The sequence below is a fragment of the Castellaniella sp. UC4447_H14 genome (assembly GCF_052978285.1).
Genome location: NZ_CM129666.1, coordinates 2,994,476 through 3,013,264 on the forward strand (window position 1 = coordinate 2,994,476; position 18,789 = coordinate 3,013,264).

Here is an 18,789-nt window from a genome sequence, read left to right on the forward strand (position 1 = left end):
GCCCCCGCGGTTCGGGGGGGCGGGCGGCGTTTCATGCCACTTTACTTCTTGAGCGCACCGACCTCGGTGTCCCATTTCTGGAACGCGGCGACCATGGCCTTGGCATCCAGCGGGACGGCGCTGGGACGGCTGGTGGTCAGGGAAGCATATTCCTGGCGGCCGTACCGGTTGATGATGTCCTGGCTTTCCTTCGGCGCAGCCGACAGCGGCACGTTGTCGACGGCGGGGCCGGGGTAGAAGTAGCCGGCGTCGTACGTCATGGCTTGCTGTTTGGGCTGCAGCATGAAGTTCATGAGCTTGAAGAGGACATTCTGCTTTTCAGCCGAAACGCCCTTCGGGATCACCATGTAGTGCGCGTCCGTCACCCAGGTGAAGTTGTCGAAAGGCTGGATCTTGAAGTCCTCCGGCACAATACCCAAGGCACGCGGGTTGATATCCCATCCGGTGACGGTGACCGTCATGTCGCGGCTGCCCTGGCCCAGTTCCTTCATGATGGCCGAGGTTCCGCCCGGGTAGTACGGCACGCAGTCGTTCAATTGCTTCAGGAACTTCCAGGTGTTGTCCCAGCCGTTGATGGGATCGTAGGGATCCTTGTCGTGCAGCAGATACGGCAGGCCCATCAGGAACGTGCGTCCGGGCCCCGAGTTGGCCGGGCGGGCATACAGGAATTTGCCGGGATTGGCCTGGCACCACTTCAGCAGTTCCTCGGGCGTCTTGGGCGGGTTCTTGACCGTCTTGGGGTTGTATTCCAGCAAGGGGCCGGACTGCATGAACGCGACTTCGAGACCGTATCCCTGGGCCAGTTTCTGCATCTTCGCGGCAGCGGGGTGGTAGCTGGCGACGTCCGCCTTGAACAGATCTTCATGGTCGGGCAGCAGCCTGATCCACAGCCCCTGCTCGATGCCCGCGGCCAGGGCGTCGGTGCCGGTCAGCACCAGGTCGATGTCCGCGCGGCCGGCGTTCTGCATGGCCTTGATCTTGCCGGGCAACTGCGGCGCCGGCGCATTCGTGAAGGTCATGCTGGACACCAGGTCCCGATTCTGGTCGCGGAAGGCTTCCAGGGCTTTCTGTGTGACGGCAAGGTCGCCCGCCACGTCCACGATGTTCAGTGCGACGGGCGCCGCTTGCGCCGTTGCCGCCGAGCAGGCCAGCGTGACGGCGCCTGCAAGCGCGGACAATCGTCCCAGTCGCAGGGACTGTTTGATGCCTTTCATGGAATGTCTCCTAGTGAGGTTCGCTGCGGGGAAGAAACCGGCCATCCGGAATGGGTCCGGCGCCACGGTGCCGCAAGGGTCCTTCCTTATAAGTCATCATATAAGCTGCTTCTCGAGACGCGCAATATGTTTCTGGAAATGAGCCCGTCGGAGCTGGCTGGAGAGCAGAACGTTTCACAGTAATGCATTGATTTAAAAGGTAATGTGTCAGGAACTCACTTCGACTAGTACATTCCCTAATAGGCGGGCGATGCCCGCAGTTCTAGAGTATTTTGTCGTATGACAACATAGGTCGGAGGCCTTATGAAACTCGCATCACGGGTGGGCGCAGGCGCGCTGTTGTGCGTAGCCGCAACCTTCACGGGGCTGGCGGTTCAGGCTCAGGAAGCGCACGAAATCACGATCACCAAGCAGCCGAGCATTCTTTATCTGCCCGCCCTGGTCATGGAAAAGCAGGGCCTGATTGCCAAGGCTGCCGCTAAAGACGGGGTGCCGGGCCTGAAGGTGACCTGGCGTACCTTCAGCAGCGGCGGCGCCGCGACGGACGCGCTGCTCTCCGGCAATGTCCAGATCGTCAATAGCGGGCTGGGGAATCTGCTGCTGCTGTGGGACCGGACCAAGGGCAAGGTCAAGGGGATCGCCACCAATTCGGCCTTGCCGGAAGACCTGGTCACGCGCAATCCGAAGATCCATTCGTTGAAGGATTATGGCCCGAAGGACAAGATCGCCGTGCCGACGGTGCGTGTCTCCACGCAGGCGCTACTGCTCCAGATGGCCAGTGCGCAGATCTTTGGCGCGGATCAATGGTCCCGGCTGGATGCCAATACCGTGCAGCTCGGGCACCCGGATGCGGCCGCCATGCTCGCCAATCCCGAGGGCGAAGTCGGTTCTCACTTCGGGGCCCCGCCGTACTCCTATCGCGAGTTGAAGACGGTTCCCAACGCGCATATCGTCATTCGCTCGTCCGATATCGTGAAGGGCGGGTTGTCGCAGTCTACCCTGTTCACCACCACGAAGTTCGCGGACGCCAACCCCAAGATCATCCAGGCCGTTCTGCAAGCCTCCCAGGAGGCGGTGGACTACATCAAGGCCCATACTCGTGAGGCGGTGGACATCTATCGCGAATTGAGCGGCGACAAGACCAGTGTGGACGAACTGATGGATCTTCTCAAGCAGCCTGGCATGATGGATTTCGGGCTGGCGCCCGCAGGGTCCATGCAGTTTGCCGACCATATGCACAAGGTTGGAATCTTGAAGGTCAAGCCCGCGAAGTGGACGGACTATTTCCTGCCCGTGTCGGCGTCGCTGAACGGCAACTGATTCTGTCGGGGGAACTCCATGCCGCACCTGCTTGAAGTCGATTCCGTGACGCTGCGTTACCGCACTCAGGACAGCATCGTCACGGCCACCGACAGGGTGAGCTTCCGCGTGAACAGCGCCGACCGGTTCGTGCTGCTCGGGCCCTCGGGGTGCGGGAAATCCACGTTGTTGAAGGCTGTCGGGGGGTATCTGACGCCGGACGAAGGAGAAATCCGGATCAAGGGCAAGCCGGTGACACGCCCCGGTGCCGATCGGATGATGGTTTTCCAGGAGTTCGATCAGCTGCTGCCCTGGAAGACGGTGGTGGAAAACGTCATGTTTCCGCTGATCGTGGCGCGCAAGATGCCGCGAAAAGAAGCGCGCGACAGGGCGATGAACTATGTCCGGAAAGTTCATCTGGAGAAATTTGCCGACAGCTACACCCACACGCTGTCAGGCGGCATGAAGCAGCGTGTGGCGATCGCGCGCGGGATGGGCATGGAGCCGGACATCCTCTTGATGGATGAGCCCTTTGCGGCATTGGACGCCCTGACCCGGCAGCAAATGCAGGACGAGCTTCTGCAGCTTTGGGAGGACACGCACTTCACCGTGATGTTCGTGACGCACTCGATCGCCGAAGCGATTCGCATCGGGAACCGGATTCTGCTGCTGTCGCCGCACCCCGGCGAGGTCAAGGCCGAGGTCGGCGACGTGGACTCTGTTTCGTCCATGGACGGGAGCGCTGCATCGCTCGAACAAGAGATCCACGACATGCTTTTCACTGAAACAGCAAAGGAATGACCATGGGTCACGCCACCATTACGATGCGGAAAGCCGGAGACGTGTCGAACGGCCGTCCCCTGGTGCTGCGGCGGGAACTGTCGCCGTGGCAGAAGTTCTGGGGCAATACCTTCCTGAGAAAAGCGCTGATCATCCTGGTGCTGGCCGTTGCCTGGCAGGCCTATGGACGCTGGGTCGACAACGACCTTCTGTTCCCGACGCTGTCGGATACGTTTGTGTCCTTCGTGGACAGCGTCCGCAGCGGGGTGCTGCTGGATCGGGTATGGACGTCCATCCGCCTGTTGTTGATGGGTTACGCGCTGGGCATCGCCATCGCGGCGGTGATCACGGTGCTCGCCATCAGCACGCGGATCGGTACCGATTTCCTGGAAGTCATGACGGCGATGTTCAATCCGCTGCCGGCGATTGCGTTGCTGCCGCTGGCCCTGTTGTGGTTCGGGCTGGGGGCCACCAGTATCGTGTTCGTGCTGCTGCACTCCGTGGTCTGGGTCATGGCGCTCAACACCCAGGGCGGATTTCTCTCCGTTTCGCACACGCTTCGCATGGTAGGCCGCAACTATGAGCTGACCGGGCTGGGCTATGTCGCGAAGATCCTGGTCCCTGCCGCCTTTCCATCCATCCTGACAGGCATGAAGGTCGCCTGGGCCTTTGCGTGGCGCACTTTGATCGCGGCCGAACTGGTATTCGGGGTGGCGTCGGGAAAGGGCGGCTTGGGCTGGTATATCTTCGAGAATCGAAATCTGCTGAATATCCCGGCCGTTTTTGCGGGGCTGCTGACCGTCATCATCATTGGCTTGCTCGTCGAAAACATCGTGTTCCGGTTGATTGAACGAAAGACCGTGCGCCGCTGGGGCATGCAAAGCTAGGGAACCTGCGGACCAGCCAGGTGCCAGGCAGCCACGGTGGCTTGGCGGGCCGATCCCCAGATCACCTATCCATCTACCTTCTCATCCGGACAAGTATTCATGAAGTTGCGATCCGTCAAGATCACCCCGATTGCCTTTCGCGATCCGCCGCTGCTGAACGCCGCCGGCATCCACGAGCCCTATGCGCTGCGCTCCATCATCGAGTTGGAGAGCGATACAGGGCACGTCGGTCTGGGCGAGTCCTACGGCGACGCGTCGTTCCTGCAGCTCGCTTCGGCCCTGCAGCCCGAGTTGGTGGGGCTGGATCCGTTCGATCTCAACGGTCTCCGGTCGCGGGTGCAAAAGGCCGTCGCGGGGACTCGCGTGGAGTCGGGCGCCGAGTTTCTGCTGGCACCGGGTACCGATCCGGTGAAAAACGCTCAGAAGCTGTACTCCGCTTTCGAGGTCGCGCTGCTGGACATGCAGGCGCGCTCGCTGAACATGCCGCTGGTGGATCTGCTCGGCGGCCGCGTACGCGACGCGGTCCCTTTCAGCGCCTACCTGTTCTTCAAATACGCGCGCCATATCGATGCTGATTATCCGGCCGACTCCTGGGGCGAGACGCTGACGCCGGACCAGCTCGTGATCCAGGCGCAGACCATGGTGGACCGTCATGGGTTCGGCAGCTTCAAGCTGAAGGGCGGGGTGCTCGCGCCGGAGCAGGAAGTGGCCGGCATTCAAGCCCTGGCGCGCCACTTCCCCGGCAAACCGCTGCGCATCGATCCCAATGGGAACTGGTCGCTTCCCACGGCCATCAAGATGGGCAAGGCGCTCGATGGCCTGCTGGAATACTACGAGGATCCGTGCCCGACGCTGGCCGACATGGCGGAACTGCATCGGGCCAGCGGCATGCCGCTCGCCACCAATATGGTGGTGACGGACATGGCGCAGTTTCGCAAGAACGTGGCGGCAAACGGCTGCCAGATCATTCTTTCGGATCACCATTACTGGGGCGGTCTGCGCGAGACTCAGTTGCTGGCGCGCATGTGCGAAGTGTTCGGCATGGGATTGTCCATGCACTCGAATTCGCACCTGGGCATCAGTCTGATGGCCATGTCGCATCTGGCGGCCAGCGTGCCGTTGCTGAGCTACGCTTGCGATACGCACTATCCGTGGCTGGATCCGGACGAGGAAGTGATCCGTGGCGGCCAGCTTCGATTCCACGACGGGGCCATCGTGCTCGGTGATGCGCCGGGCCTGGGGGTGGACATCGATCAGGATGCCCTGCGACGCCTGCACGAACAATTTCTGGAGTGCGGCATTCGTTCGCGCAACGATGCCGCACAGATGCGCAAGTATCAGCCGGACTGGAGTGGCCGCGTGCCACGTTTTTGAAATCAGATAGTCCGTCATCATACGAGGCGGGATATGCCGCGCTGTATGATGACGCTCTCCAACCTGTAGGGTGACACATGGCAACTGTACCAGCTCGGCGTTCGCGCAGCCTGACCCAGACTGTGGTGTCTGCGCTTTCCGAACGCATCCGTAGCGGCGAGTTCCATGTGGGCGAGAAACTGCCCACGGAGTCCGAGCTCATGGACGCTTTTGGTGTCAGCCGCACTGTCATCCGCGAGGCGATCTCGCGGTTGCAGGCGGCCGGCCTGGTCGAGACACGGCATGGCATCGGCACGTTCCTGCTGGAACCCCAGAACGAACAGCAGCTGAGGATCCGCACGGAAAGCATCCTGACCATGCTGGACGTGCTGGCGATCCTTGAACTGCGCATCAGCCTTGAAACCGAGGCAGCCGGACTGGCGGCGTTGCGGCGCACGGATGCACAGCTCCAGCAGCTACGGACGATACTGGACGAGTTTTCCGAGAACATTCACAAGAGAACGGGCAACGCCGTGACGTCGGATGTGGCGTTTCATCTATTGGTGGCGACGGCAACCGGCAACCGCTATTTCCACGATATCCTCAAGCAGCTCGGCAAAGCCATCATTCCCCGTACGCGGGTGGACTCCGCCTCGCTGGCCGAGGGCGATCGGGAAAGCTACCTGAGCCGCGTTCACCTCGAGCACGAAGACATCTACAACGCGATCGTGCGCAAGGATCCGGATGCTGCGCGCGCCGCGATGCGCACGCACCTGGCCAACAGTCGCGAGCGTTTGCGCCGCGCCCAGGAAGCCGTCCAGGAATCCTGAAGGGGACGGGTCCCCGCAGCGGGCCTGCGCTGGGCCCGGCGGGTCGCGCCTTGGCTTAGTCATCGTATGAGTTTTCCGATGCTCTCAGTCGGAGAGAACGGCGTGGGCCGATTAGGGAAATCACTAGCTTCCGGATAGGGGTGTTGCTGCTTGTCGTCCGATGTCATATGATAACGTATGACACCATCGGGATGAGGCCGCCGCTTCCTCTCCCATTTTGAGGACGCTATTTACATGATCTCTCATCAAGAACTGAAGAAAATCCTGCTCGACGGCCTGATGTCCTTCCCGGTGACGGACTTTGACGCCAATGGCGACTTCAACGCCAAGTCCTATCAGGCGCGCCTGGAATGGCTCATGCCCTACGGTGCCAAGGCGCTGTTTGCCGCGGGCGGCACGGGCGAATACTTTTCGCTGACACTGGACGAGTACTCCAGCGTCGTGGAAACGGCGGTCAAGACATGTGAGGGGCACACCCCCATCCTGGCGGGCGCAGGCGGCCCGACCCGCACCGCCATTGCGTTTGCCCGCGAGGCCCAGCGCAAGGGCGCAGCCGGTGTGCTGCTCATGCCGCACTACCTGACCGACGCGCCTCAGGACGGCATTGCCCGCCACGTCATCGAAGTCTGTCATTCGGTGGACATTGGCGTCATCCTCTATAACCGCGGCCAGTGCCGGTTGCAGGCCGATGTGCTGGAGCAGGTCGCCGATCAGTGTCCGAACCTCATCGGTTTCAAGGACGGCGTGGGGGACATCGAGAATATGGTGCGCGTGCATCGCCGCCTCGGCGACCGGCTGGCCTATCTGGGCGGGTTGCCGACCGCCGAGGTGTTCGCCCAGGCTTATCGAGCGCTGGGCGTGCCGGTGTATTCCTCCGCTGTGTTCAACTTCGTTCCTGACGCTGCCATGAAGTTCTACGCCGCCGTGAAGGCGGGCGATGACGCGACGATCGGCCATCTGTTGGACACCTTCTTCCTGCCGCTGCTCGAGATCCGCAAGCACAAGCCCGGCTATGCCGTCAGTATCGTGAAGGCCGGCGCACGGATCGTGGGTCATCCCGCCGGTCCGGTGCGCGCGCCCTTGAGCGACCTCACGGCGGGCGAGGAAGCCGACCTGCGCAAGATCATCGAAGCGCTCTGAGCATTCGGGCGTGTCTTCCGCGCGACCATTCGCTGCGCCGGGCACTCCCGGTGCGGAGCCTATCCTGGGCCTGCGCTGCCAGACGGGTGAGAGCCCCGTCTGGCGTTCGGCGGAACAGGCGCTGTATTGGGTCGACATCCCGGAGGGCCGGCTGCATCGGTGGCGGATGGCGGATCAGCAGCATCAGAGTTGGCAGTTCCAGCAGCAGCTCGCCTGCATTGCGCCGACAGTGGCCGGAGGCTGGCTGGGTGCAATGGAAGATGGGGTTTACCACCTGGGGCCGGGGCCGGATGGCGCGGTGTCGGCGGACCGGGTCGTGCCCGTGGAGCACGACCGCGCCGGCATGCGTTTCAACGACGGCCGCTGCGACAGACAAGGCCGCCTTTGGGTAGGGTCCATGGTGATGGACATGTCGCTGGCAGCGCCGGCGGGCGCTCTGTATCGCTTGCAGGGATGGGGTCCGACCGTACGGCTTGACCGGATGCTCGATGATTTCCTGACGCCGAACGGCCTTGCGTTCAGCCCGGACGGGAAAACCATGTATCTGTCCGACTCGCATCCCCGGCGCCAGTGCGTCTGGGCGTTCGACTATGACACGGACGAAGGCGTGCCCCGCAACCGCCGGATGTTCATCCGGGCGTTGCCGGGCGGCCGTCCGGATGGTGCGGCGATCGATGTCGATGGCTGCTACTGGATCGCTGGCAATGATGCCGGCCTGGTTCATCGGTACACACCGGCTGGACAGTTGGATCGCAGCCTGCGCGTGCCGGTGGCCAAACCCTCGATGTGTGCGTTTGGCGGGCCGGACCTGGCTACGCTGTTCGTCACCACGATCCGCCTGCCGGGAGCTGCGCCGGAGGCGCCGGATGGTGCCGTATTCGCTTTGCGGCCGGGCGTGCAAGGGATCGAGGAACCCGAATATTCGGGGCGCTCCCGCGCATAGCGGCGGTCCTACGCTTCCAGGCCATTTCGCGAATCACCCGTGGCGATTCCGACGTGGATCTCCATGTCTGCCGCCCCCGATTCCATTTGCGAGCTCTTTTCGCCATGCGTCCGATGGACCGCTGGACGGGCACTTTTGCTTAATTGTGAACTGGATACAGTTGACAGATGACAGTCTCAATTTGATAATTGCAGCCTGATTGCGGTTCTGTGGCGCCGCATTGGCATCACTGGACCAACACAATCGATAGCTGGGGCGGGCGTGGGATTCGGCGGCATGGAAGCGTGTGGAATCAAACCAGCAGCGAGCCGCCTGGCTGTCGAGTTCCGGGGTCTACCGGCCTCGGTTCGTGCTACCCGTCAAGTCCTGTGCGGGTGCCGGTCGCCGGAGCGGCCGCTGATGCAGTCCCGTCCGCCTTTCCAATCCACCGTTCGCCATTCAATGGAGACTCCAGGCTCATGAGCTCGTCCGCACCCATTCGAAACCTGAACGACTTTTCAGAGATCCCGGGACTGACGCGGGAGGTCGCGCACTTTGCCACCGACACGGCTTCCGCCGACTTGCCGCCCGCGCTCCTGGACGTTTCCAGAAAATCCATTCTGGACGGGATCGGCCTCGCACTGGCCGGCTCCGTGGCGGAGTCCGGCGCGCTAGTGAATGCGTATCTGAGGAAAATCAAGGGATGCAGCGAAGCCACGGTGATTGGAACCACGCTGCGGGCGCCGACCCGGTTTGCCGCCTTTGCCAATGGCGTGGCGATTCACGCGGACGATTACGACGACACGCAGCTCGCGAGCGGCAAGGATCGCGTCTATGGTTTGCTCACGCACCCGACGGCGCCGTCGTTGCCCGCCGTGTTGGCGACAGCTGAAGTGCTGCATGCGAGCGGCCGGGAGGCCATGGCGGCCTACAACATCGGCGTCGAGGTCGAGTGCAAGATTGCCGAAGCGATCAATCCCCGCCATTACCAGCAGGGGTTTCATTCGACGGGCACGTGCGGCCCCTTCGCCGCTGCAGCCGCCGTCGCTCGGCTCAAGGGTCTGGATCCGGCGCAAACGGCGCACGCGCTCGCGATCGCGGGCAGCCAGTCGGCCGGCCTGCGAGAGAACTTCGGCACGATGACCAAGCCCTTCCACGCCGGACGCGCCGCGGAAAGCGGCGTTGTTGCGGCGGACTTCGCAGCCTTGGGGTGGACGGCCACGGACAAGATTCTCGAGGCGGGGCGGGGCTTTTTTCGGGCGGCCGGCGGCGGCTTCGACCCGCGGGCGATCTCGGGCAAACTCGGCGATCCCTGGACGTTCCTGGATCCCGGGGTCTCGATCAAGCCGTTTCCCTCGGGTTCGCTGACGCATCCCGGGATGACGAAATTTCTTGAGTTGGTCCTGGAACACGACATCAAGCCCGAAGGGGTGGAATCGATCGATGTGGGCACCAATCAACACATGCCCAACGCGCTGATTCATCACCGGCCAACGACGCACCTGCAGGCCAAGTTTTCCATGGAATTCTGCATGGCCATCCTGCTGCTGGAGCGGCGCGCGGGCCTGCCGCAATTTACCGATCAAGTGGTCAACCGTCCCGACGTCAAGGCCTGGATCGAGAAGGTGAACTTTCGCGTGCATCCCGATGCGGAGGCGGCGGGCTACGACAAGATGACGACCATCCTGGACATCCGGATGAAGGATGGACGGCATATCCGCGGCGTCGCCGATTTTGGGAAGGGAAGTCCGCAGCATCCCATGAGCTATGACGAAGTGGCCGACAAGTTTCGCGGGTGCGCGGAATTCGCACGCTGGGAGAGCCGTCGCACCGAAGAAATCATCGAGGTCGTGCGGCATCTCGAGGTTCTGGATGATGTCTGCACCCTGCTGGCGCTGTGCCGCGGCCCGGCAAGAGAGATTCGGGAATAGGAGAGAACGACAATGACCATCAATACTTCCGTCAAGGCGCAGAAGGATGCTCCTCCGGTGACGCGGCAACTGGCCGAGTTCGTCGTGAATCACCCTTCGAAAGGCTGGAACGACGACGTCGAGAGCGCCGCCCACCGGACATTTCTGAACTGGATGGGATGCAGCATCGGCGCCGCCAACCACCCGACTCTGCGAGCCGCACTGGCCGCTGTACAGGAACTCGACCCGTCTCCTCAGGCGACCGTGCTGGGGCGAAGCGAGCGCGCCGATATCGCCGGTGCGGCCTTTCTGAACGGAATTTCGTCGCACACCTTCGACTTCGACGACACACACCTGAAAACCATCATCCATCCCGCCGGGCCTGTGGCCCCCGCTCTTCTGGCGCTGGCCGAAAAAACGGGGGCGTCGGGGCGGCAACTGCTCGATGCCCTGGTGGTCGGCATCGATGTGTCGTGCAGGATCGGCAATATGATGTACCCCGATCATTATGATCGGGGCTGGCACATCACTGGCAGCACCGGAATGTTTGGCGCGGCGGCGGGTTGTGCCCGCATGCTGGGGCTGGATGTGGAGCGGACCGTCATGGCGCTGGGAATTGCGGCATCGCAGCCGGTGGGCTTCCGCGAACAGTTCGGCAGCATGACCAAGCCCATGCATCCCGGGGCTGCGGCCCGGGCGGGACTGATGTCGGCGCTGATGGCCCGCCACGGTTTCACAGCTTCCGAAAGAGCCATCGAGGCTGCCCGGGGTTACGCTCAGACCATCTCGGCCAAGGTGGACTGGACCGAGATCACGGAAGCGCTCGGGGAGCGGTTCGAGATCGCGCTGAACGCCTTCAAGCCATTTGCCTGCGGCATCGTCATCCACCCCAGCATCGATGGCTGCATCCGCATCCGGAACGCGCATGCCCTGAAGCCCGGGGATATCGAGGCGGTCACTCTCAAGGTCCATGGCCTCGTGCTCGAACTCACCGGCAAAAAGGAACCGCGCAGCGGGTTGGAGGGCAAGTTCAGCGTCTACCACAGTTGTGCCGTCGGCCTGATGTTCGGTCGGGCCGGTGAAGCCGAATATTCGGATGCGGTCGTCAACCGGAATGACGTCGTAGCCCTGCGGCGAAAGATCGTTGTGGCCGTGGACGACAATATTGACGAGGCGGCAGCCGATGTGACCGTTGTTTGCAAGGATGGGCGGAAATTCCACGAGCATGTCGATCATGCGGTCGGCAGCCTCGAACATCCCATGTCGGACGCCATGCTGGGCGCCAAGTTCGATGCACTGGTGGAACCGGTGCTGGGCGCGAACAAGGCTGCAGCCCTCAGGGCCAGTGTCTGGCAGATGGCCGATCGGTCCGACATTGCGGGGCTGCTCGCGAACGCAAGACCGTGATGCACCCGCGGATCTCGCGCCGTCTCTGTCCCCGCCGCATGGCGGTCCGGTCCGAGCCGGAGAGGGCCAGGATTTCTCGTCATTCACCAATCGGAGGGCTTTGGGAATAATCTTCGTGAAGGCTCGCGTCCATTCAATACAAGAACCAAGACCGACTGAAATTGCCATTCTCCCCATTGCGCCGATCTCGTGGCCTGAAGAGGCCCGACGCGCGATTGCCGGGAGTGCGCATGAACAAGGAGACATCAATGTTGTCAATGAAAGGACTTTCCGCGGGCTTGCTCGCCGCGCTCGTCGGCTGTTCAGCCGGCGCCTGGGCCCAGGCGCCCGCGCCTTATGAGGTGACGCCGCAACTGATCAGTGCCGCCCAGAAAGAAGGCAAGGTCGTGTTCTATACGGCCATCGAGCTCAAGGCGGCCGAGCGTCTGGCACAGGCGTTCGAAGCGAAGTATCCCGGCATCAAGGTGCAGGTGGAGCGATCGGGCGCCGAACGGAATTTCCAGCGGATTTTCCAGGAACACAATGCCAACATCCATAACGCCGATGTCATCGAATCCTCCGATCCGATGAATTTCGTCTATTTCAAGAGCAAGGGCTGGATCACGCCAGTCGTTCCGAAGGACCTCACGCAATGGCCGGCCGCCGAAAAGGACAAGGATGGCTATTACGCGGTTGTGCGCGCCACGCTGAATGTCATCGGTTACAACACCAAGCTGGTCAAGAGCGAGGACGCTCCCAAGAGCTACCGCGACCTGCTCGATCCGAAATGGAAGGGCAAGATCGTGAAGGCGCACCCGTCGTACAGCGGCTCCATCATGACCGACACCTATGTCCTGAGCAAGCTGCTGGGCTGGGACTATTTCGAGAAGCTCAGCAAGCAGGACGTCCTGCAAGTCCAGTCGGCGACGGTGCCGCCGCAGAAGGTGGCCATCGGCGAGCGTGAAATCATGGCCGACGGCAACGAGTACGTGCTCTTCACCCTGATGGAAGCCGGCCAGCCGATCAAGCCCGTCTACGCGAAGGAGGGCTCGTCGCTGGTGGAAGGCAATGCGGCCGTCTTCAAGGACGCCCCGCATCTGAACGCGGCGCGCCTGTACTACAGCTATCTGTTTTCACAGCCCGCGCAGCAATTGCTGAGCGATGTAGGAGGGCTGCGTTCCTTCAACCCGAACGTCAAGGAAAAACCCGACCGTATGCCTTTGTCGAAGATCAAGCTGCTGCATGCGAATCCCGCCGACATGGAGCGGCACGTCAAGACCATCAAGGCCACTTATTCGAAGTACTTTGGCGGTTGATCGATAACGGCGAAACAGGCGGGCGGACGCGGGGAATCTGAGATGCTGAGACCAGGAGTCGACCTTTTTCGACCGACCTCCTACGTGCTGGCGGCAGCGCTCGGGTTCCTCGTTCTGATGCCGCTATTGTGGATCGCCTATTACAGCGTCACTGAAGATGGCGGAGCCTTCACCTTCGCCAACTTCGCCGGCCTGGTCACGGACCCTTCCATCCTGGAAGCGTTCTGGCATTCCGTCATCATTGCGGTGGGTACGGGGATTCTTTGCTGCGTGATCGCGGTGCCGCTGGCGTGGTGCACGTCCCGGACCGATTTGCCGGCGCGGCGCTTGATTCGCATCCTGGTCATGGCATCTTTCGTCACCCCGCCGTTTCTCGGGGCCATCGCATGGGAAATCCTGGCGGCGCCCAACAGCGGCCTGATCAATGAGCTGTTTCGCTATTACACGGGGCAGCCGCGCGGCGAGCATATCGTCAATATCTACACGATATGGGGGCTGATATTCGTCATCTCCTGCTATACCTTCCCGTATGTGTATACGCTGGTGGCCAACGCTCTGGACCGGGTGCCTACCGACCTTGAGGAGGCCTCCTCCATTCTGGGCGCCCACCCCTACGTGACACTGCGCAAAGTCACGATCCCTTTGGTGCTGCCGGCCTTGCTGGCGGGCAGCCTGATTGCCATGCTGCAAGCGCTCACCATGTTTGGTGCGCCAGCTATCCTCGCCCTGCCGGCCGGCTTTGATGTGGCGACCACCAAAATCTGGAGCTTCTTCCAATTCCCGCCTGATCTGAATCTCGCGTCGGCGGCTTCGTTGCCGCTGTTGCTGGTGGCGATCCTGCTGCTTCAGGGCAAGAGCGTGGTGTTGGGGCGAAAAGGCTATACGGTCCTGGGCGGCAAGAGCGGAGTCGCCCGCATCACGTTGTTGAGGCACTGGAAACCTCTCGCTACTCTGTTTGCGTTCTGCGTCGTCTCGCTGACCGTGATCATTCCCTATCTCGCGCTCCTGAAAACGGCCGTCACGCCGTTCGTGACGGACCTGCCTACCTGGAGCAACCTGACGCTCGTTCACATCAAAGCGGTTTTCTTCGGCTTGTCCGATACGCGATTGGCCATCTGGAACACTTTCTTCCTCGGCATCCTGACCGCCACCATCACCACCGTGATTGCCACGCTCGTCGCTTATATGGTCTCGCGCAAGGCCGTGCGCGGCGCGCGGTTTCTGGAGATACTCGCGACGGTGCCCATTGCCATCCCCGGCATCGTCCTGGGCGTGGGCTTCTTCATTGCCTACACGCAGCCCGCATTCCGACTGTATGGAACCCTGTGGATCCTTCTGCTCGCCTTCACCGCGATCGCGTTGCCGGCGGCCTACCAGCAGATGCTCACGGCCTTGAAAGGCGTGCATACCGAACTCGAAGATGCGGCCCGCATCCTGGGAGAAAATCGGCTGAGCACTTTGCTGCACATCCTCGGGCCATTGCTTCGAGCCAGCGTGGTGGCGACCTGGTCTTTCGTTTTCGTCGGCACGATCCGGGAGCTGTCGGCGGCCATCCTGCTCACGACCGCGAATACCAAGCTGATCTCCGTCATGATCTATGACCTGAATGAGATGAATCGGCTCGGATCCATTTCGGTCCTCGGAATTCTGCTGTTGACGATCTCGTTCCTCATCATATGGCTCGCCACATACACCACTGGAAATGACCCGCTCAGGCAGCGGCTGGCCAAGTAAGTCCGGACCCTCGCATCGACGCCAAAGCGCGGCCGCAAACGACAAGAATCGGAGAAGACAAATGGGATTTCTGGAGATATCAAGTCTGACGAAGCGCTATGGGCCGCTCACCGTCATCGATGGTCTGTCGCTGTCCATCGAGAAAGGGATGCTCGTCTGTCTCCTGGGGCCGTCGGGATGCGGAAAGACCACGACGCTGCGGCTGATCGCGGGCTTCGGAACACCCGACGGCGGGACCATCACGGTGGATGGGCTCGAAATGTCTTCGGCCCATGCGACTCTCAGTCCCGACCGTCGCGGCATGTCCATGATCTTCCAGAGCTACGCGCTGTGGCCCCATATGACCGTCTACGACAACGTGGCCTATGGTCTGAAGCTGCGCAATCTGAAGGCGGCCGAGATCCGCCAGCGCGCCGAGACCGTTCTCGATATGACGCATCTGCGGGAGCTGTCGGCGCGGTATCCGGGCGAGCTCTCGGGAGGACAGCAGCAACGAGTGTCTCTTGCGCGGGCTCTGGTGGTCGAGCCCAGGACGTTGTTGCTCGATGAGCCTTTGTCCAATCTGGATGCCAACCTGCGCGAGGAGATGCGCTTCGAGATCCGGCGCCTGCATGACGAGTTTCACTATACGACCGTCTATGTGACGCACGACCAGTCGGAGGCCATGACGACGGCCGATCTCATCGTGGTCATGGACCGGGGCGTCATCCGGCAGGCTGGCACACCGGAAGAGATCTACGGGGCGCCGCGCAATGAGTTCGTGGCGCGTTTCATCGGCGGCACCAATATTTTTCGCGGCAAGTGGGATGGCGGTGACACGGTGGACTGCGGCCACGGGATGGCCTTGCGTTGCGCTTCGGGCGAGTTTGTCGCTGCGGGCGATACGCTGGTGTCTGTCCGCTACCAGAATGTGGAACTGGCGTCGGTACGACCGGATTCTCCGGACGATCCCAACTGGGTGGCCGGAGTGGTGAGGCGTCAATCGTATCTGGGGGCGACCCGTGATTATGTCGTGGATCTCGTCAATGGCGGCGAGGTGAGGGCGGTCGTATCGGCGCGTGTCAAGATGGCGCCCGGCCAGACGGTCTGGATCCATATGCCGCCGCAGGGTTGCCGAGCGCTGGCTGAATAGCCGGGCGCGGCCGACTGTTCTGAACCATCAGGAGTGAGTCACATGGTGAACGCGTTACCGGTTATCGGCCTCACGCTGGGCGACATGACGGGCATAGGGCCTGAGATCTGTGCCCGGCTCCTGGCGAGCGGGGATGCGCCGCAAGCGCACATCGTGGTCATTGGAGATCCCCGGGTGCTGAGCCTGGGGGCCCGGGACGCAGGTGTGGCGCTGCCGGTTCGGCAATACCGGACGGTGCCGGAGATTGACTGGGATGACCCTGCGATCCCTCTGTTGAATTTCTCGCCGCTGGACCCCGCCGAGGCCGCTCGCGGACAGGTGTCCCCGGCGTCGGGCCGCGCGGTGGGCCAGACGCTGGAATATGCCGTGAAGCTGGCGCTGTCCGGTGCGATCGACGCCGTCTCCTTCGCGCCGCTGAACAAGGCGGCCTTGCATCGGGGCGGCTGGAATTTTCACGATGAACATCAGCTATTCGCGCACCTCACGCATCACGCCGGTTTCTTTGGCGAAATGAACATCATCCGCGAGTTTTCCACCTTCCGGGTCACGTCGCATGTGAGCCTGCGCGAGGCCCTGGACCTGGTGACAAAGGACCGGATCCTGCAGGCGATCAGGCTGGCGAATGAGTCGCTGAAAGCGATGGGCACGCAGTCGCCGCGGCTGGGGATCGCGGCACTCAACCCGCATGGCGGCGAAGGGGGACTGTTTGGCGACGAGGAGTCCCGCCTCATCATGCCGGCGATCGAGGCGGCCCGCAGCGAGCACGTCCAGTGCACCGGACCCGTCCCGGCCGATACGATCTTCATGCGGGCTCAGCGGGGCGAGTTTGATGGCGTGGTCACCATGTACCACGATCAAGGGCAGATCGCCACCAAGTTGCTGGGGTTCAACCGCGGCGTGACCATGACGGCGGGCCTGAAGGTGGTCTTTACCACCCCCGCCCATGGGACGGCCTTCGACATTGTCGGCCGGGGCCAGGCCGACACGGGCGCGTTGGCACAGGCGTTGACCATTGCAGCTCGGGTCGCGTCCTACCGAAAGTCGATCGCGCCCGTCTGATGGCGGGGCGGTGTATCGGGGCGCCGGTGGCGCGGGGTGCTCGGCTGGGCTATCGGCCGGTACACCCAGCCGTCACGCAGGCAGATATTCGTCCTTGATGCTGGCCACCGACTGTTCCAGCCGTTGTTTGGCCGACAGCACGTGGATTTCCATTTCGCGGCCCGCCCGTTCCTCGTCGCCGTCTTCCAGCGCCTGCATGATCCGCAAGTGCTGTTTGTTGGAGTCCTCGATGCCGCCGTTGGTCAGGGCGAAATGGCGGAACAGTTTCTGTTCGCGCGTGTAGCGCTCGTACAGTTCGAGCAGCCGCCGATTGCCGCTGGTCTGATGAATCAGCTCGTGAAAGGCGAGGTTGATCTTGAAGTACTGCTCGGTATCGCCACGCCGGAAACTGTCGTCCATGTTCGAGGCGAGCCGCTTGAGCCGCGCCAGCACCTCGGGCGTCATGTTGCGGCTGGCTGCCATCACCCCGGCGCGCTCCACAGCCGCCCGCACCTCGTAGATCTCCATCACATCGTCGTAATCGATCGTGCGGACAAACGTGCCACGGTAGGGAACGGTTTCCACCAGCCCGGCCTCGGCCAGCCGCGCCAGCGCATTGCGCACCGGCCCGCGGCTGACAGATAGTGCCTTCGCGAGATTCGCATCGATCAGCCGCTCCCCGCCCTTGACCCTGCCAGACAGGATGAGGGCCTCGATGCGCTGGTAGGCCCGGTCGGCGAGCGACACCGGCCGCAACGGCAGATCAAAGTCGTCTGCGTTCACTTGAGCGTCGTCGCGGTCGTGGAGCGCATCTCTGGATGCCATAGACGATAGGGGAAAGAAAGGGTGTGCGGCCGGATCAGGCCGCTGTCTTCGCGCCAGACAGCACGGCAGCAGGCCCGACCCGCCCATTTTACACTGCCGCGGGTCTGCCAGCCGAGGTGCCTCGACCGTGTTCCCCCCAGCGGTCGCCGCGCGCGAGAGCCTGTTCCGGCGCGGCATGCGGGTCTGGGTCTGTCACGGCGGGAAGCCATTCATCATAAAGCGGTTTTTTGTATGATGAAGACATGATCAAGCCCGCTCCGAAAGAGGATTCTCCCGCCCAGGTTCTGGGGCACCCGCTGTTTCAGGACGTGCCGACGGACGTGGCGGCCATTCTGTTGCGCGGTGCGGCGACACTGCATATCCAGGACGGTGAGACGCTCTTTCGCGAGGGCGAAGAGGCCATCGAGTACCTGTACGTCCACAGCGGCGAGGTAGAGGTGCTGCGCCGTACGCGCGACCTCCAGGACCGGGTCTTCCATATTTTTCAGCCCGGGCAGCTCCTGGCCGAGACCGCCATGTTCATGAGCCATGGCCGCTATCCCATGCAGGCTCGCGCACGGGGCGATGCGGTGGTGCTGTGTCTGAAGCGCGAGGGGCTGCTGGAATCCTGCCGGTTCTGGCCTGAGCTGGCCATGCGGCTGCTCACCCGCCTGAGCGATCGCGTCTATCATCGGATCAATGAGGTCGAATGGATCAGCGACAGCACGGCTGCCCAGCGCCTGGCCGACTATCTGTTGCGCCAGGCCGATGCCACCGGGGCGATTCGCCTGCCCTTGACACAGCGCCAGCTGGCCCTGCACCTGGGGGTGCGTGCCGAGACGCTGAGCCGTTTGCTGGCGGATTGGGTGGACCAGGGAATGCTGGCCGGCGCGCGTCGCGAGTGGGCCATCCGGAATCCCGAAGTCCTGGAGGCGCTGGCACAGTCGGTCCGCCGCAGCTTCTGAGATCCAATGAACGGCAACGGTCGGCGTGAAATCGCCCGCTCCGCGTCACAAGCCTTACACTGAAACACTCTTTGCTGAA

At 62.4% G+C, this 18,789-nt stretch carries 16 protein-coding genes; 14 read left to right on the top strand and 2 right to left on the bottom strand.

All coding sequences use genetic code 11. The annotated features are described in order from the left end of the window. Window positions 1-41: 41 nt before the first annotated feature. Complete coding sequence (locus ACVCMJ_RS14425; RefSeq protein WP_447082086.1) at window positions 42-1,214, bottom strand: ABC transporter substrate-binding protein; 1,173 nt, start codon at window positions 1,212-1,214, stop codon at window positions 42-44. A 303-nt stretch (window positions 1,215-1,517) separates the two neighbouring features. On the opposite strand from ACVCMJ_RS14425, the gene ACVCMJ_RS14430 reads away from it, so the two are divergent. The 13 genes from ACVCMJ_RS14430 to ACVCMJ_RS14490 all read left to right on the top strand — a co-directional run bounded on the left by ACVCMJ_RS14430 (window position 1,518) and on the right by ACVCMJ_RS14490 (window position 16,962). Next, window positions 1,518-2,534, top strand: a complete 1,017-nt coding sequence (locus ACVCMJ_RS14430; RefSeq protein ID WP_447082087.1) for an ABC transporter substrate-binding protein — start codon at window positions 1,518-1,520, stop codon at window positions 2,532-2,534. 18 nt (window positions 2,535-2,552) lie between these two features. Next, a complete protein-coding gene (locus tag ACVCMJ_RS14435) occupies window positions 2,553-3,314 on the top strand; it encodes an ABC transporter ATP-binding protein (RefSeq protein ID WP_447082088.1) in 762 nt (253 codons plus the stop codon). 2 nt (window positions 3,315-3,316) lie between these two features. Beyond that, a complete protein-coding gene (locus tag ACVCMJ_RS14440; protein WP_447082089.1) occupies window positions 3,317-4,180 on the top strand; it encodes an ABC transporter permease in 864 nt (287 codons plus the stop codon). A 99-nt stretch (window positions 4,181-4,279) separates the two neighbouring features. Beyond that, window positions 4,280-5,554, top strand: coding sequence for a glucarate dehydratase family protein (locus ACVCMJ_RS14445; RefSeq protein WP_447082090.1), 1,275 nt, complete (start codon window positions 4,280-4,282; stop codon window positions 5,552-5,554). Between the two features lie 77 nt (window positions 5,555-5,631). Continuing rightward, on the top strand, window positions 5,632-6,363 hold the full coding sequence (locus ACVCMJ_RS14450) for a FadR/GntR family transcriptional regulator (RefSeq protein WP_447082091.1): 732 nt from the start codon (window positions 5,632-5,634) through the stop codon (window positions 6,361-6,363). A gap of 234 nt (window positions 6,364-6,597) precedes the next feature. Continuing rightward, on the top strand, window positions 6,598-7,503 hold the full coding sequence (gene kdgD / locus ACVCMJ_RS14455) for a 5-dehydro-4-deoxyglucarate dehydratase (RefSeq protein WP_447082092.1): 906 nt from the start codon (window positions 6,598-6,600) through the stop codon (window positions 7,501-7,503). A gap of 10 nt (window positions 7,504-7,513) precedes the next feature. After that, window positions 7,514-8,446: an SMP-30/gluconolactonase/LRE family protein gene (locus tag ACVCMJ_RS14460; RefSeq protein ID WP_447082093.1), complete on the top strand. Its 933-nt coding sequence runs from the start codon at window positions 7,514-7,516 to the stop codon at window positions 8,444-8,446. Window positions 8,447-8,904: 458 nt separating this feature from the next. Further along, window positions 8,905-10,356 (top strand): MmgE/PrpD family protein, encoded by a 1,452-nt coding sequence (locus tag ACVCMJ_RS14465; RefSeq protein ID WP_447082094.1) that lies wholly within the window; start codon window positions 8,905-8,907, stop codon window positions 10,354-10,356. Between the two features lie 12 nt (window positions 10,357-10,368). Continuing rightward, window positions 10,369-11,742 (top strand): MmgE/PrpD family protein, encoded by a 1,374-nt coding sequence (locus ACVCMJ_RS14470; protein ID WP_447082095.1) that lies wholly within the window; start codon window positions 10,369-10,371, stop codon window positions 11,740-11,742. 257 nt (window positions 11,743-11,999) lie between these two features. Continuing rightward, complete coding sequence (locus tag ACVCMJ_RS14475; RefSeq protein ID WP_447082096.1) at window positions 12,000-13,037, top strand: ABC transporter substrate-binding protein; 1,038 nt, start codon at window positions 12,000-12,002, stop codon at window positions 13,035-13,037. A 42-nt stretch (window positions 13,038-13,079) separates the two neighbouring features. After that, window positions 13,080-14,771 carry an ABC transporter permease gene (locus tag ACVCMJ_RS14480; protein ID WP_447082097.1) on the top strand — a complete coding sequence of 564 codons (1,692 nt, stop codon included), beginning with the start codon at window positions 13,080-13,082 and terminating at the stop codon, window positions 14,769-14,771. Window positions 14,772-14,832: 61 nt separating this feature from the next. Then, window positions 14,833-15,903 carry an ABC transporter ATP-binding protein gene (locus ACVCMJ_RS14485; protein ID WP_447082098.1) on the top strand — a complete coding sequence of 357 codons (1,071 nt, stop codon included), beginning with the start codon at window positions 14,833-14,835 and terminating at the stop codon, window positions 15,901-15,903. A gap of 42 nt (window positions 15,904-15,945) precedes the next feature. Beyond that, window positions 15,946-16,962 (top strand): PdxA family dehydrogenase, encoded by a 1,017-nt coding sequence (locus tag ACVCMJ_RS14490; protein WP_447082099.1) that lies wholly within the window; start codon window positions 15,946-15,948, stop codon window positions 16,960-16,962. A gap of 72 nt (window positions 16,963-17,034) precedes the next feature. On the opposite strand, the gene ACVCMJ_RS14495 is transcribed toward ACVCMJ_RS14490, so the two are convergent. After that, the gene (locus ACVCMJ_RS14495) at window positions 17,035-17,724 is read right to left on the bottom strand and encodes a GntR family transcriptional regulator (RefSeq protein ID WP_447082100.1); all 690 of its coding nucleotides are present in this window, start codon (window positions 17,722-17,724) and stop codon (window positions 17,035-17,037) included. Between the two features lie 284 nt (window positions 17,725-18,008). Here ACVCMJ_RS14495 and ACVCMJ_RS14500 point away from each other — a divergent pair, with 284 nt between their 5' ends. Next, on the top strand, window positions 18,009-18,710 hold the full coding sequence (locus tag ACVCMJ_RS14500) for a Crp/Fnr family transcriptional regulator (protein WP_447082101.1): 702 nt from the start codon (window positions 18,009-18,011) through the stop codon (window positions 18,708-18,710). Window positions 18,711-18,789 lie beyond the last annotated feature (79 nt).

Bases quoted from the DNA above. Each gene is read 5' to 3' on its own strand.
- ACVCMJ_RS14440 (WP_447082089.1), top strand. From the start codon at position 3,317: ATGGGTCACGCCACCATTACGATGCGGAAAGCCGGAGACGTGTCGAAC.
- ACVCMJ_RS14435 (WP_447082088.1), top strand. From the start codon at position 2,553: ATGCCGCACCTGCTTGAAGTCGATTCCGTGACGCTGCGTTACCGCACT.
- ACVCMJ_RS14480 (WP_447082097.1), top strand. From the start codon at position 13,080: ATGCTGAGACCAGGAGTCGACCTTTTTCGACCGACCTCCTACGTGCTG.
- ACVCMJ_RS14485 (WP_447082098.1), top strand. From the start codon at position 14,833: ATGGGATTTCTGGAGATATCAAGTCTGACGAAGCGCTATGGGCCGCTC.
- ACVCMJ_RS14445 (WP_447082090.1), top strand. From the start codon at position 4,280: ATGAAGTTGCGATCCGTCAAGATCACCCCGATTGCCTTTCGCGATCCG.
- kdgD (WP_447082092.1), top strand. From the start codon at position 6,598: ATGATCTCTCATCAAGAACTGAAGAAAATCCTGCTCGACGGCCTGATG.
- ACVCMJ_RS14450 (WP_447082091.1), top strand. From the start codon at position 5,632: ATGGCAACTGTACCAGCTCGGCGTTCGCGCAGCCTGACCCAGACTGTG.
- ACVCMJ_RS14490 (WP_447082099.1), top strand. From the start codon at position 15,946: ATGGTGAACGCGTTACCGGTTATCGGCCTCACGCTGGGCGACATGACG.
- ACVCMJ_RS14425 (WP_447082086.1), bottom strand. From the start codon at position 1,214: ATGAAAGGCATCAAACAGTCCCTGCGACTGGGACGATTGTCCGCGCTT.
- ACVCMJ_RS14470 (WP_447082095.1), top strand. From the start codon at position 10,369: ATGACCATCAATACTTCCGTCAAGGCGCAGAAGGATGCTCCTCCGGTG.
- ACVCMJ_RS14500 (WP_447082101.1), top strand. From the start codon at position 18,009: ATGATCAAGCCCGCTCCGAAAGAGGATTCTCCCGCCCAGGTTCTGGGG.
- ACVCMJ_RS14475 (WP_447082096.1), top strand. From the start codon at position 12,000: ATGAAAGGACTTTCCGCGGGCTTGCTCGCCGCGCTCGTCGGCTGTTCA.
- ACVCMJ_RS14430 (WP_447082087.1), top strand. From the start codon at position 1,518: ATGAAACTCGCATCACGGGTGGGCGCAGGCGCGCTGTTGTGCGTAGCC.
- ACVCMJ_RS14465 (WP_447082094.1), top strand. From the start codon at position 8,905: ATGAGCTCGTCCGCACCCATTCGAAACCTGAACGACTTTTCAGAGATC.